Genomic DNA, 14,367 nt, shown 5'->3' with positions numbered 1-14,367 from the left:
GTCAACACATGATTATCAGTCCTCCGTTTCTGAGAGATAAAGATGCCACTCAGTCTGACGCAGACTGGGTTGATGCGATGATGCCTGTCAATTCACGCCGTGGATATCCTCTGAATGCATCAGAGTCCTGGCATGGTGGGATCCATATATCGCATACGGATGCAGGCACAAGACCAGAGAAAGTGAGGGCAATAGCTGACGGGACGGTGGTATCGTTCCACAAGCCCTCCCCGCCACATAAAAGAGATCAGTTCCCATTGAAGTATGCCCCCATCAGAGGAACGGATGATGGCTATGTTTTATTGAAACATGAGACAGAAATAGGTTCCGGAGAGGACGGTAAGGTCGTTTTTTACTCTCTATATATGCATCTGAAGTTTCTGGAAGCTGAGATAAAAGCTGACGCCAAAATTTACCGGAAAGACCCACTTGGCTCTTCCGGAATGACTGATGGCCAGAATGAATTTCACTTCCAGATTTTCTGCGATGATGCCAACATCAGTAAACTGGTGGGACGAAAAACGAAGGAACTGGATATTTCGAAAGATGGTCGCACTGATGTTGTCTATGGAGACATCCATTTTTATCTGCCAGCAGGTACAACGTTTTACGATAAAGCTCCAACGAACAACAGTACTTCCACTACAGGTATTTCTGAACGCTATACAAGTAATGCGCCTCTGTATGTCAGCATGACCCTGGTAAAAGGTAACTGTACGATGGTGACCCGGCAAAAAAATCCGCAAATCGACGGGAAGTATGATCTGTTGGGAGAGCCGCTGATTAACGCCGATGGTGAAGATTATGAATACAATCTTTATAAAATCGCTATGCGGAATTATAAGGAGAGCCCCAGTGCCGGATTTGAGCTGCTTCGTTTTGGCCGTGTAATCAATACCGAGCATGAAACGCTGGTGCCGGCAGATGCGCCGTTATGGATGACGGTTAGGTATCCAGGTGGAACAGGGGTGGTAAATCTTGCCGCTCCCGATGTCAAAAAGTTTAGCGATGCAGATTTCCCCCACTGGACGGGATGGTTGCTGGTTGATGATGACAACGATACACACAGTCAGTGTAATTCGGCGGTCATAAGAAAGTTGCAGGAAGAAGGCAGGTACGAATCTCAAAGCAACAGACTTATCTGCTGTTTACCATTCGAGTGGGAAAAAAGCACAATAGATGCCAGGTATAAATGGTTGATGACCGGTCTGCCCTGGGAGCAGTGTACGCCGGAAAAAACGGCCATATGGACTGTCCCGGGGACGCAGGAAAAAAAGGACCGCGTTCTGATGAATGAGGAAGATTATGGCAAGTTCAAACAGCACGCAGAAGCGCTGTGTTTTGATGCCGGAGCGTTTAGTTCTGGTCGATTATGGCACTTTCACCCTGTTGAATTTATCAGTCTTTTCCGGAAATGTAATTGGCTAAGTGAACAGGACTTTATTAGAACGATCAGAAAAACCGTAAAAAATGAATCTTCTTTAAGAGAAGAAGGGCGGTTGACGGAAAAAACAGTAATTGAACACCTGAATCAAAAGAAAGAAAAATCAACAGGGGTATTTATTCGGCCATCAGAAATGAGAAAAAGCTTAGCATTGACAATGAGAAATTTTGGTGTAAATAGCACAATTAGATTGGCTCACTTTTTATCACAAATATATTGCGAAACGGGTCGGGTTAGCGAATGTGAAGAAAAAGGGAAAGACTCATACTTTGATAAGTATGAACCTGAATTTGATGCAAAACATTATAATAAAAACGAACTTGCGAAAAAGCTTGGTAACGATCAAATTGGAGATGGTATTAGATTTAAAGGCCGTGGAATTATACAGCTAACAGGCAGGACTAATTATAGGGTGTATGGTGAATACAAAGGCAGTAGCGAGAAGTTCATAAGTTCAGCAGGTGCAGAAACTTTAATTTCGTCATCCTATTATTGCTGTGATGCCGGTGGATTCTATTGGATTCAGAAGCAAAGAATGAAGGTGCAAAATAAGAAATTAGTTAACTGGGGCCCATTGAGCATACATTACTGGGCCGACCAAGGGACTACTTATGCAGAAGTTAAGGCAGTAACTAAGTGTGTGAATGGCGGGAGTAATGGACTAGATGGTAGCCGATGGCCTTGTTTTGAACACGCATTTTACGCTTTAAATGATAGTGTTTCTCCAAATGATAATGTTAAATTTTTAGGTTGAAGGTGCATATATGAAAATTAAAATCATGGCTGCCATTCTTGCAATGGGAGTCGTTGCAAGTACTTATGCAAAAAATATTGATTATTGTAAGACGATAACGTTTGACACTGGAGGTTTTAATTATTCTGCTATTATGCAAGCGTCTTCTGATTCCGAATGTCGTGATAAGCCCGTTCCAATTCAATACAAAGGAATAAAAGATACATTCATCCTTACATCAGAGGCAAATCCAACTGGCGGAGCAAGCTATCTGACATGGGATGAATCAACTAAAACGTATGGATATGATAAGGATGAATTAAAGAGCACAATTCATGATATTGTGAAACAGGGTGGGAGTGATAAGTATATTGAAGCATTGAATCCGATTGTTAAAATAAAGTTCACTCCAAAGGATAAAGGGGGGGTGGTTGTATCTGATATTATCTTCGAGGATGAAAACAACAAACCAATCAGCATCGTCAGGGATATATATTTTTACTCACAAGATAACTATGCTGCAGTGTATGGTTCTACTCCAATAAAATACACTCAGAAGAATAAGATCTTTTTTATAGATGAAGTTGAATCACTTTTCGAGACAATGAATATAAATTGGTAAAGTTTTGGGTTTGTTGATGATAAAACACCTAAAAGCTAATGATACTGTAATCACATATACTAAAAAAACAGTTGAAGTACAAAAAGGTCGTAGTACTGTAAAAATCATTATTGATTACACCTGACAGGGCAAGTGAGATGGCGGTTAATTATGGATAATACAATTTTACTGTTAGGTTTTGTTAGTGCCATTAATTTTTTTTCATTGGGTGCGTCTGCGAATGATATAGATTTATCATCGGCAGTTAAAAGCTATACCTTCAAGGATGGAGAACCTTATGGCCTATCACAAGTATATCAAATTGATGCACCTGACACCGGTTTCCCGCCTTATTATATTTTCCAGAAGTTAGGTAAAGGGAACGCTTACCCATTTTTTTTAATCGCGAAGGACTACCTGGTAAAGATGAGCCATACAGTCGGTGTAACGTAGTGCTCAAAGTTAATGATCAATATCTCATGCCAAACAGGAATTATAAATCTGGATATGCCGAAGATTCTGAACAATGCCTCGGGATCGATAGAATGCAGATTATTAAAGGTAACAAAAATATTAAATGGTATGTGACCGAGGCTTTATATCAGTCAGAAGGTGATACACCAGATAAAACTGAAGAAGTATATTTTTATTCTGATGGTTTTTTTTGCTTTTCAAAAAATTTTAGTTCAAAACTAGCTGCAGGCAAAATTAAAACAAAAGACCTCGAGAATTTGTCTGTGGATGAGAAATACGCTGAAGAATGTGCTAAATAAAATTCAGTGAAGATTTCCAGTAACTTCAGCTTTTCCTGACAAGGAGTCAAACATGATTATCAGTCCTCCGTTTCTGAGAGATAAAGAGGCGACTCAGTCTGACGCAGACTGGATTGAAGCGATGATGCCTGTCAATGCTCGCCGGGGATATCCTCTCAATGCATCAGAGTCCTGGCATGGGGGCATTCATATATCACATACGGATTCAGGCACAACGCCGGAGAAAGTGAGGGCAATTGCTGAGGGAACCGTGGTGTCGTTCCGCAAGCCGTCCCCGCCAGAAAAAAGAGACCAGTTCCCACTAAAGTATGCCCCTGTAAGGGGGACGGATGATGGCTATGTTTTACTGAAACATGAGACAGAAATTGGTTCCGGAGATGACGGTAAGGTCGTTTTTTACTCTTTGTATATGCATCTGAAGTTTCTGGAAGCAGAAATAAAAGCTGATGCCAAAATTTACCGGAAAGACCCGATTGGCTCTTGCGGAATGACTGACGGGGAGAATGAATTTCACTTCCAGGTTTTCTGCGATGATGACAACATCAGTAAACTGGTGGGACGAAAAACGAAGGAACTGGATATTTCGAAAGATGGTCGCACTGATGCGGTTTACGGTGATATCCATTTTTATCTGCCAGCAGGGACAACGTTTTACGACAAAGCACCCACAAATAACAGTACTTCCCTGACCGGGCTTTCTGAGCTGTATACCAGCAGTGCGCCTCTGTATGTCAGCATGACCCTGGCGCATGGCAACTGTACGATGGTGACCCGACAGAAGAATACACAGACTGACGGGAAGTATGATCTGCTGGGCGAGCCGCTGGTTAACGCCGATGGTGAAGATTATGAATACAATCTTTATAAAATCGCTATGCGGAATTATAAGGAGAGCCCCAGTGCCGGATTTGAGCTGCTTCGTTTTGGCCGTGTAATCAATACCGAGCATGAAACGCTGGTGCCGGCAGATGCGCCGTTATGGATGACGGTTAGGTATCCAGGTGGAACAGGGGTGGTAAATCTTGCCGCTCCCGATGTCAAAAAGTTTAGCGATGCAGATTTCCCCCACTGGACGGGATGGTTGCTGGTTGATGATGACAACGATACACACAGTCAGTGTAATTCGGCGGTCATAAGAAAGTTGCAGGAAGAAGGCAGGTACGAATCTCAAAGCAACAGACTTATCTGCTGTTTACCATTCGAGTGGGAAAAAAGCACAATAGATGCCAGATATAAATGGTTGATGACCGGTCTGCCCTGGGAGCAGTGTACGCCGGAAAAAACGGCCATATGGCAGGTTCCCGGGTCGCAGCAATCAAATGAACGTACGCTAATGAGTGAGGAAGACTATGGCAAATTCAAGCAACACGCAGAAGCGCTGTGTTTTGATTCAGGAGCTCTCGGTTGCGGAAGATTGTGGCATTTCAACCCTGTAGATTTTATTGCTCACATGAGACTTTGCAGTTGGCTCAGTCTGAACGATATTATTAAATTGGTGAGAAAGTATCAAAAATCACCTGTGTCTGTTTATGATCGTCGACATCCATTAACCATTGATGAACTAACAAAGCGATTAACAGGAGAGGGCATGAACAGTGCAGGGGATGTTAAACGTCCAGCGGCGATAAATGAGGCTCTCCCCAAAATACTAAATAAATATGGAATTAATACACCAATCAGAATTTCACACTTCTTCGGTCAGATGGCTGCTGAAACTGGGCGGTTCGATAGTTTAGTCGAGCTAGGCTCTGCGAACTACTTTTCTGTACACTACGACCCGGGCACGGATCAGGGTCATAAGTTAGGGAATACATTGACTGGTGATGGTGCTAGATTTAAAGGCCGAGGATCTATTCATCTAACTGGAAGGGCTAATTATGGTCATTACAGTGAATATCGGCAAGGTTCAGGTTCTAATTATTTCACTACTGAACCCCATAATGATCTGATTGTAGAGGATGCATTTTTTGCATTTGATGCCGGAGGTTATTACTGGTCCAGTAAGCAAAAATATATAAGTCGCAATGGGCGACTTGTAGCCTCAGGAAAATTAGGTATAAACTTTTGGGCTGATCAAGGTGCGACTCATAACGATGCAGAAGAGGTTACAAGGAGAATAAATCCAGGGAGAATGGCGTTTGAGGACGTCAGGTGGCCTGCGTTTAAGCATGCGTGGTATGTGCTTAACGATTCTACAGAACAAGAAGCCGATTATTTTGCCATTAAGGAATAAATATGAAATATTTAAAATTGCTAATCGTGTTATTTGTGTCGATGACCTTTTCTGCATTTGCTATGAGTTCAAATCCAAACTTTACTCCTCAACAGACAGTTATTAATTTTATAAGTGACTATGAGCAGTGGAATGAAGAAGCTACGCAAAATCTAAGTGAAGATACTGGTTTTCAGGCAAAAGATGAGTACATTAAATTACTTAATAAGTATTGCACTCAATCTACAAGCAGGATTGGTTATGATGTCTATGGTCAATACTCGTTGCATATTGCCGATGGAGAAAAAATACTCAGCACTACAAAAAATGGTCAAGAGGTTATAATTAAAACAGAGGTGTCGTCCAGATTTGGAGATACGGCCGCTGATATGGATTATTTTGAATATCACCTGGTTTTGGATAAAAATAAATATTTAATTGAAGAAGTATATCAGTTGTCAAAATCCGGTAAAAAGACCAAAACATTATAACTTCATAAGTTTTATTCTTAGATGCTCTCTTGCAAAAAATTTGCTGGGGCATCTGATTTAAAGTTTGTTAAATATAGTGTTCGACGTTTTATTGTAGTTATTTGGCTGAGAAAATATGTTTTATTCCCTAAAGCATCTCCCTGAATGTTATCCACGACCGGTCACACCAAAAAAAACACGTTGGCTTGCTGTCCTGGTGGCAATGTTGGTCATCAGCGTGATCTTCATGCGTATATTCGGGCGATACATCGATAACAACCACTTCTGGTTGGTCGCTATTGGTACGCCCGCTGTTGTTTGGATTGTAACTTTCGGTTTTCGCATGTTGGTCTGGTCATTACAGGACAGCAAGGCGAATGGTTTTGACCGGCGTCGGGAGCAATGGATCCTGAGTGAGACTCGTAGGGCTCGTCGTGCGCTTCAGGTGTTGAATACGACATTTATTACAGCCCATCAGGAAGACGAACAGCGTCCTGTCGCTGATGATATGCTCAATAATCACAGCATTATCATTTCGCAGTCGGACTGGAAAGGCGAAAAAAGCAGGAGGCTGAGCCGTATTACGGCAGAACCAGAAGATACTCCTGGATTGATTATCTCACGTTTGTTCTCTGAGCTTATTGCCGATCTTCCAGCTCACCAGTTTCCTGAGAACGCTTCGCTTGTTGTCATCCTCGATGTCTCGTCATCTCTGTCCTTCCCTGTTGTCAGAAATATCTGGCAGGAAGCCTGGCAGGAGAGTGGCATAACCTGCGCGCTTGAGTACACAGACAGCAATGGGCCGGGGGTAGTCAACCACTGGCTTGATCACCGCATTAAAGACGATGCGATGTTATTGATTGTTGGCCTCCAGATTGATCCGGTTGTTTCAAACAATACTGCTGAAGCAGCCGTTACTCTGCTTCTTGGCAACCGCCTGACCCAGGAGGCACTCGAACCTCTCGCGTTGCTCCACCGGCCAGATGCTTCTCCAACCGGTGAGCTGAGGGAGGGGATGAACATGGCTGCCTATAACGTACCGCTCAAAGAAAATATCGTCAAAAATTTATGGCTTGCCGGGCTGACAGGTGAGCAGCGTGCAGAAGTTATTGCGTGCCAGAATGCGCACCCTGTGCAGTCTGTAGAGGACGAAGCCGTCATTTCGCTCGATACATCTATGGGACATGCCGGTGCCGCGGCCCCCTGGCTGGCTATCGCTGCCGCTACCGTAATCGCCCGACAAACTCAGTTACCACAGATGATTATCTGCGGTGATACCACACAGAATGTGCTGTGGAGCACGCTCATTACCCCGATTGCTTCCCGACAGGAGATGGATCCGTGAAGCTACCTTTAGCACCGAAGACTACGGAAGGCCGCTATCTTGCTGTCGCATTGATTTTCTTTTTGCTGTTAGCTGTTATGACTTCCATGGTCTGGAAGCATCCGGATATAGCCGGGATTGAAGACGGAAGTCAGCAGCAAATTTACTGGCTTATTGCCGGCGGATGTATTTCAGGCTGCGCCCTTATCGTTTCCGTAGTGCTTCTGGCGGCGGTACGCAATGCCGGCAAACAGGAGTTTAATAAGCTTGTCGACAACACCAACGGTGATGATGAGAAAAAGAAGCGGGAAAATGATAAAGCGCCTGTTCACCCTGCGGTGGTCATGTGTAACAAGATCCGGGGACATCTCCGCTCCCGTATTGGCCTTTACTGGCGTCGTAAAACCCGTCTGCTGTTAATCACTGGCGATGAGGCGGCAATCGAACTACTGGTACCTGGCCTGCAGGAAAACCAGTGGCTTGAAGGTAACCGTACCGTTCTGATATACGGCGGCAGTCTGACTGCTGAGCCCGATAAGGAAAAATACGCCGCGCTGCGTAAACTGCGTCGCGGGCGTCCACTGGACTGTATTGTCCGCGTCATGCCGCAGTCGCTTAATCTGACCCCACAAATCAGCGACAACAATTTACGCGGACTGGAAAAAATCAGCGAACTGCTCCGTTATTCCGCCCCGGTCTGGCTGTGGCAGCTGTGCGACAGCACCTGGTCGCAGGCAAAACGTACTGAGCAGCCGGTCGGGGCCAGTTTCCCACTGCGTGCTAAGCCCGACGATATTACCCGCCAGCTTGAGCTGATGCTGCCGGCCCTGCGAACGCAGGGCGTGAGTCAGGTCGCTGAGAACAATGGCCACGACTTCCTGCTGCGCCTGGGCCAGCACCTTAAAGACGGCGGCATCGCCCGCTGGGCTCAACAACTGGTGCCATGGTTGGCTGCCTCTCAGCAGCGTGTTCCGCTGCGTGGTCTGATGTTCAGCCTGCCGGACAGTTACCCTGTTCATACTACTGAGGGGACAGCCGAACCTGAGAAATATATCCCCGAATCACAACGCCATGCGCTGACCCTGCCCGCAACATGGCAGGGTATCGTTGATGACTGCACCCGTGTGCGTGGCCGCCGTGTCGGTATGGCCTGGGAACAGACGCTGGCCTGGACGCTGATGACCATCATCGGTATCTGGGGAGCGGGTACACTGCTGTCGTTCGCGGTCAACCGCATGCAGATAGTCTCTGTTGCCGAGCAGGCGCATGCGCTGGTGGAGCATCCTTCCGTATCGGATTACCAGCTCACGGCTCTGCATACCCTGCGTAATGACGCCGGCCGCCTGCAGCACCGTATTCAGGAAGGCGCCCCCTGGTATCAGCGCTTTGGTCTGAACCATACTCCGCAATTGCTCGATGCGATGCTGCCCTGGTACGGGGTGGCGAATAACCGCCTGATTCGCGACCCGGCTAATGCGGCCCTCACGCAAAAACTCAGCGCTTTGGCAAACTCTGCCCCCAACAGCGACCAGCGTGCACAACTGGCGAAGCCGGGCTATGAACAGCTGAAAGCCTGGCTGATGATGGCCCGTCCGGATAAGGTTGACGGCGCGTTTTATGCGCAGACCCTGAAAACCGTGCAGCCGACACGAATGGGTATTTCAACCGGCCTGTGGCAAAGCCTGGCGCCGGATTTGTGGGCCTTCTACATCACCGAACTGCCTGAGCAGCCGCAGTGGAAAATCACACCGGATGCGCAGCTGGTCAGCCAGAGTCGACAGGTGCTGCTGCAGCAAATCGGGCGTCGTAACGCTGAAAGCACACTGTATGAAAATATGCTCAAGTCAGTGCGTCGTAACTTCGCCGATGTCTCCCTGGAGGATATGACCAGCGGTACCGATGCGCGTCGGCTGTTCACTACCGACGAAGTGGTGCCGGGCATGTTTACCCGCCAGGCCTGGGAAGGGGGCATTCAGCAGGCCATTGAGAAGGCGGCAACGTCGCGCCGCGATGAAATTGACTGGGTGCTGAGTGACAGCCGGAAAGCCGTTTCCTCAGACCTGTCGCCGGAAGCTCTGAAAGCGCGTTTGACGCAACGCTACTTCACCGACTTTGCCGGCAGCTGGCTGAGCTTCCTTAACAGCCTGCGACTTAATCCGGCAAACAATATTGCGGACGTTACCGACCAGTTGACGCTGATGAGCGATGTCCGCCAGTCGCCACTGATTGCCCTGATGAATACCCTCGCCTGGCAGGGACAGACAGGCCAGCAAAGCGAAGGTCTTTCGGACTCCCTCATCAAATCGGCCAAAGAGCTGGTTGGTGGAAAAGACAAACCCGCAATTGACCAGTCAGCAACAGGTCCCCGGGGACCACTGGATGAAACTTTCGGTCCGCTGCTTCAGCTTTTGGGTAAAAACACGGGCAGCAACGTCATGTCGGCGGACAACTCCCTGAGTCTGCAGACGTATCTGACCCGCATCACCCGCGTGCGTCTGCGGCTGCAGCAGGTGGCCAGCGCTTCTGACCCGCAGGCAATGATGCAGACCCTGGCGCAGACCGTGTTCCAGGGCAAAAGCGTGGACCTCACCGACACTCAGCAATACGGCAGCCTGATTTCGGCAAGTCTTGGCGAGGAGTGGAGCGGATTTGGCAGCACAATGTTTGTGCAGCCGCTGACCCAGGCCTGGGAGACCGTGCTTCAGCCGTCGGCAGCCAGTCTGAATGACAAATGGAGCCGCTCGGTTGTCGCGAACTGGCAAACTGCCTTTGACGGACGTTTCCCGTTTGCCGCCAGCAAAAGTGATGCCTCTTTACCGATGCTGGCTGAATTTGTGCGTAAGGACAGCGGACGGATAGAGCGCTTCCTGTCGACAGAGCTCAACGGTGTGCTGCACAAAGAGGGCAGCCAGTGGGTGCCGGATAAGGTCAACAGCCAGGGGCTGAACTTTAACCCGGCCTTCCTGCGGGCCATTAACCAGCTGAGCCAGCTGTCAGACATCCTGTTCACCGATGGCAGCCAGGGCATCAGCTTTGAGCTGCAGGCGCGTCCTGTGCCGCAGGTGGTGGAGACGCAGCTAACCATTGATGGACAAAAGCTGCACTATTTCAACCAGATGGCCGAGTGGCAAAGCTTCCGCTGGCCGGGAGACACGTACAAGCCGGGAACGATGCTGACATGGACCACGGTCAACGCCGGTGCGCGTCTGTTCGGGGATTACAGCGGGACCTGGGGCTTTATCCGCTGGCTGGACTTGAGCAAGCGTCAGCAGCTGGACCGCAGCCAGTGGATGATGAGCTTTACCGCCCCGGACGGTCGCACCCTGCAGTGGGTGCTGCGCTCACAACTTGGAAAAGGCCCGCTGGCGCTGTTGGATCTGCGCGGTTTCACGCTGCCGGATCAGATATTCAGTGTCGACAGCGCGGCCACCGCTCAGGCGCTGATGGCTAATATGGAAAACAATGACATGGAGGGCGTCGAATAATGAGCACATTGCAGAATTTGGTTACCGCCTGTCAGGCTGACGATGCTCAACTGCGTGAACAGGCGCAGGCGCGCACGGATAACTGGCAGCCCTGGCTTGCTCCGTTAAGCGTTGCCAGTCCGACAGGGGAAGACCCGGGATATGACGATGATTTTCAGCGTATCCGCGAAGAGGTTAATAAGCTCTCCGGGATTGATACCGAACTGATATGCACGCTTGCTGAAAAGTTACTGACCACCACGGCCAAAGACATCCGGGTTGCAACGTATTACTGCTGGGCGCGGCTTCACCAGGATGGCGAAGCCGGCTTTGCCGAAGGGCTTGAACTGCTGGCGGGATTACTGCAGCGCTACGGCATGCTGCTTCACCCGCAGCGGGACCGAAGCCGCAAGGCTGCACTGGAATGGCTTGCCGGTAGCCGTGTCCTGGACAGTCTGTCACTGTTTCCGGAGGTCATCCGCGAGGATGCACAGCGTACAGCCGGGGCCTTGCTGCTCATCAGTACCCGTCTGGAGACCGAGCCGGAAGCATCGCGGCCAGAGCTGAATGCCCTTTACAGCGGGCTGGAGTCTCGCCTGATGAAGGCCGGTGGTGTGGATGCCGTGGTACCGCAGAACGCAGGGAATAAGGCGCAGTCACAGCCCTTTACGCATGCGACCGAGTCAGATGCGCCGGTTCTGAACCGCATCACCTCCGGTCAGGATTTGCTGGCCCAGGCCCGTACCCTGACGGGATATCTGCGCGAGCAGCCCGATGGCTGGCTTGCCGCACACCGGCTCATGAAAAGCTTACGTCATGACACGCTGAGAGCGATCCCTGCGCCGGATGCCGAAGGGAAAACGCGTATCGAACCTCCGCGAGCTGACCAGCGGGCCATGCTCAAACGATTGTACCTGCAGCAGAGTTGGCTGGAGATACTGGAGCAGGCGGACAGCACCTTCTCGCGTGGCGCCAATCACCTCTGGCTGGATTTGCAGTGGTATATCCATCAGGCCCTGGTGAAGTCAGGGCAAGATGTGCTGGCCGATATCATCGCCGCCGACCTGAAAGGACTGCTGCGCCGCCTTACCGGTCTTGAAACGCTGGCCTTTAACGACGGTACGCCGTTTGCCGATGAGGTCACGCTCAACTGGATAAATCAGAGCGTGCTCGACGATATGCCCGGCTGGCGGGATGAACCAGTCAGTGCCGACAGTGGGGATAATAACGATATTCTGGCTCTTGAGCCGGAAGCGCTGGAGAAAGCGGACACTGACGGTCTGGACGCCACACTCCACTGGCTCCAGACGCGCCCGGGTGCGGATTCCACGAAAGACAAATGGCTGCTGCGTTTGCTGATGGCCCGTGTGGCCGAGCAGAAAGGTAAGAATGAACTGGCGCTGCATTTGCTGGGTGAGCTCGATGGTGCAGCACAGTCAATCACCCTCACACAGTGGACTCCTGCGCTGTTGTTTGAAGTGAAATCACGTCGCCTCAGACTGCTGCGCATGAAAGCCACACGAAGTGAAACTGATAAATCACGGCTTCAGCCCGAGATGGATTTGCTTCTGTCCGGTCTGATTGCGCTCGATCCGGCCAGCAGTGCAGTGCTTTGCGGATAACCCGGACAGAATTCAGCTAAAGGGAAAAATATGGCAGCAGAAGGCTTTTACCTGGTGCAGGGCGACAAGACGACCTGCGGCGGGAAAATCACCACGGGCGCAGAGGATCACACTCTGTTTGATAAACCTGTAGCGCGGGAGCAGGACAGTGTGACCTGCGGGAAGCATGCCGGACTATTCAAGATAGCCGGCGGCATCGACAACGATACTATTCATGACCGGCGAATGGCCGGAACCCTCGACAGCTATAGTACTTGCCCCTGCAAGGCGAGGTTTATTCCATCAATGATGGATGATACATACGAGAAGAGCAGTGGAGCTTCCGCTGGGGAATCGGCAGCAGGCTTTACAGCGGCCCCGGCGCAGACTTCTCCTGAGTTGCCTGGTTATCTGACCGGTGAGCAAAAGCCAACGGGATTCGTATCTGATTACCCTGTGTTAAAAAACACACATGATTTACCTGATGAAAAGTTAAGAATGATGTTTAAGAAAAATAACCAAGACATCATGTTACTAACTTTACCCGAAGTGTTTGAGATATTGTCATCCTGGGGGGCGTGGAAATACGGTTGGATTGCGATAACTGAAAGCACACCAGGTCAAATAATTGTTAACTATGGTACAAATATAAAGGATGTCGTCACAACATCCATGTTGGTGGGGCAGTTAGGTAGTTTTGGGATAAAGGCCACGGTATATGTGAATCATAAAGGCACAGAATTGATTAAAATCAGTGGCTACCCAGGGGTTAGGAAAATATTAAATGCGCCAGTTTTTTCTGCAAAGAACCCTAAGGTTGTAGATATAGGCATAGGCAAGTATGGTCTGGCGAAATCGATCATAGAAGGTGCAAGATTAACTTTTTATGTGGCTGCAGCATATCGCACTATCGATTACATTATGAATGATGAAACCTCCTTCGCTGAATTTATTGGTAGTCTGGCAACAGATGCAGTTAAAATTGGTATAGCATCTGCTGTCGTTTGGGGGGGGGGACTGGTTCTGGTAACTCCATGGATCGTTGCAAACTTAGCAATAGTTGTCGTCGTTGGCGGTGTTGCTGCCATTACCTTAAATGTTCTTGATGAAAAATTTGGTGCGACTGACAAGGTTGTAGCCTATATAGAGTCAGCACAACAAGAATTTGCAAACAAAGCCAGAGAGGCTGAACAGGGATTACTGGATCTTGGGGCAATGTTTGCTGAGCAAATGTTAATTAGAGGAAAGAATGTGATTATTGAGGAGGTTCGAAATTATATTCGGGATAATCTGACGAGTATTCAACGGAGATTGTACTGATGTTTGAAGAAAAAATCCGACCTTTTCTTGCTATAGTAATAATCCTCGGCTTATGCGTGCTGAGTATTTATCTTGGAAATAGTATATTTCAGTCATACTTCTCTTTCGAAGATAGCATTGTTTTCTCATGGTTAAGCATTGCATTAATTGCCTTGCCTGTTGTGATGATTTTTCCACTTATTTATTTTATTCTGATGATTGTTAAGGGGAAGGATTTTGCTTTCAAAACAATGGATAATTATGTTTCTTATTTGAAGTGGAGTTGCATTGCTATCGTAGTATTAGGAGTGTTATTTTCCTGTTTGTACCCCCAAGAATTGCTCAACAAGGGATATCTCCGTTGTAATGGTGTTCCTTCGGGCTGGATGGCAGGAACTGCAACCCGCTATGTTAAAGATCCGTCTATCTGCGTCATACATTGACGA

11 protein-coding genes are annotated in these 14,367 nt (G+C 48.4%); all 11 read left to right on the top strand.

Annotated elements, in window-relative coordinates:
* The first annotated feature begins 8 nt into the window (after window positions 1-8).
* The 11 genes from FOY93_RS15905 (at window position 9) to FOY93_RS15855 (ending at window position 14,364) form a co-directional block, all read left to right on the top strand.
* Complete coding sequence (locus tag FOY93_RS15905; protein WP_332107289.1) at window positions 9-2,198, top strand: hydroxyethylthiazole kinase; 2,190 nt, start codon at window positions 9-11, stop codon at window positions 2,196-2,198.
* Window positions 2,199-2,208: 10 nt separating this feature from the next.
* Complete coding sequence (locus FOY93_RS15900) at window positions 2,209-2,799, top strand: hypothetical protein (protein WP_136195520.1); 591 nt, start codon at window positions 2,209-2,211, stop codon at window positions 2,797-2,799.
* Between the two features lie 150 nt (window positions 2,800-2,949).
* Entirely contained in the window at window positions 2,950-3,231 is a 282-nt protein-coding gene (locus FOY93_RS15895; RefSeq protein WP_143345373.1) for a hypothetical protein, read from the top strand.
* A gap of 92 nt (window positions 3,232-3,323) precedes the next feature.
* Complete coding sequence (locus FOY93_RS15890) at window positions 3,324-3,551, top strand: hypothetical protein (protein WP_143345372.1); 228 nt, start codon at window positions 3,324-3,326, stop codon at window positions 3,549-3,551.
* A gap of 52 nt (window positions 3,552-3,603) precedes the next feature.
* Window positions 3,604-5,784, top strand: coding sequence for a hydroxyethylthiazole kinase (locus FOY93_RS23965; RefSeq protein ID WP_325813736.1), 2,181 nt, complete (start codon window positions 3,604-3,606; stop codon window positions 5,782-5,784).
* A 2-nt stretch (window positions 5,785-5,786) separates the two neighbouring features.
* Window positions 5,787-6,254, top strand: coding sequence for a hypothetical protein (locus FOY93_RS15880; protein ID WP_136195518.1), 468 nt, complete (start codon window positions 5,787-5,789; stop codon window positions 6,252-6,254).
* A gap of 115 nt (window positions 6,255-6,369) precedes the next feature.
* Window positions 6,370-7,578, top strand: coding sequence for a hypothetical protein (locus FOY93_RS15875; protein WP_143345371.1), 1,209 nt, complete (start codon window positions 6,370-6,372; stop codon window positions 7,576-7,578).
* Window positions 7,575-11,042 (top strand): ImcF-related family protein, encoded by a 3,468-nt coding sequence (locus FOY93_RS15870; RefSeq protein ID WP_143345370.1) that lies wholly within the window; start codon window positions 7,575-7,577, stop codon window positions 11,040-11,042. Before FOY93_RS15875 ends, FOY93_RS15870 begins: the two co-directional genes overlap by 4 nt.
* The gene (gene tssA, locus FOY93_RS15865) at window positions 11,042-12,643 is read left to right on the top strand and encodes a type VI secretion system protein TssA (protein ID WP_136195515.1); all 1,602 of its coding nucleotides are present in this window, start codon (window positions 11,042-11,044) and stop codon (window positions 12,641-12,643) included. The genes FOY93_RS15870 and tssA overlap by 1 nt, the downstream gene beginning before the upstream one ends.
* 30 nt (window positions 12,644-12,673) lie before the next feature.
* On the top strand, window positions 12,674-13,942 hold the full coding sequence (locus tag FOY93_RS15860; protein ID WP_101701094.1) for a PAAR domain-containing protein: 1,269 nt from the start codon (window positions 12,674-12,676) through the stop codon (window positions 13,940-13,942).
* A complete protein-coding gene (locus tag FOY93_RS15855; protein ID WP_136195513.1) occupies window positions 13,942-14,364 on the top strand; it encodes a DUF1240 domain-containing protein in 423 nt (140 codons plus the stop codon). The genes FOY93_RS15860 and FOY93_RS15855 overlap by 1 nt, the downstream gene beginning before the upstream one ends.
* Window positions 14,365-14,367: the final 3 nt, after the last annotated feature.

Source organism: Enterobacter sp. 18A13 (assembly GCF_007035975.1).
Taxonomy (GTDB): Bacteria; Pseudomonadota; Gammaproteobacteria; order Enterobacterales; family Enterobacteriaceae; genus Enterobacter; species Enterobacter vonholyi.
Note: the sequence above shows the minus strand (reverse complement) of the source record. Positions and strands in the feature narration are given on the sequence as shown.

Excerpts from the sequence above, each read along its gene's own strand:
- FOY93_RS15905 (WP_332107289.1), top strand. The coding sequence starts at position 9 with ATGATTATCAGTCCTCCGTTTCTGAGAGATAAAGATGCCACTCAGTCT.
- FOY93_RS15900 (WP_136195520.1), top strand. The coding sequence starts at position 2,209 with ATGAAAATTAAAATCATGGCTGCCATTCTTGCAATGGGAGTCGTTGCA.
- FOY93_RS15895 (WP_143345373.1), top strand. The coding sequence starts at position 2,950 with ATGGATAATACAATTTTACTGTTAGGTTTTGTTAGTGCCATTAATTTT.
- FOY93_RS15890 (WP_143345372.1), top strand. The coding sequence starts at position 3,324 with ATGCAGATTATTAAAGGTAACAAAAATATTAAATGGTATGTGACCGAG.
- FOY93_RS23965 (WP_325813736.1), top strand. The coding sequence starts at position 3,604 with ATGATTATCAGTCCTCCGTTTCTGAGAGATAAAGAGGCGACTCAGTCT.
- FOY93_RS15880 (WP_136195518.1), top strand. The coding sequence starts at position 5,787 with ATGAAATATTTAAAATTGCTAATCGTGTTATTTGTGTCGATGACCTTT.
- FOY93_RS15875 (WP_143345371.1), top strand. The coding sequence starts at position 6,370 with ATGTTTTATTCCCTAAAGCATCTCCCTGAATGTTATCCACGACCGGTC.
- tssA (WP_136195515.1), top strand. The coding sequence starts at position 11,042 with ATGAGCACATTGCAGAATTTGGTTACCGCCTGTCAGGCTGACGATGCT.
- FOY93_RS15860 (WP_101701094.1), top strand. The coding sequence starts at position 12,674 with ATGGCAGCAGAAGGCTTTTACCTGGTGCAGGGCGACAAGACGACCTGC.
- FOY93_RS15855 (WP_136195513.1), top strand. The coding sequence starts at position 13,942 with ATGTTTGAAGAAAAAATCCGACCTTTTCTTGCTATAGTAATAATCCTC.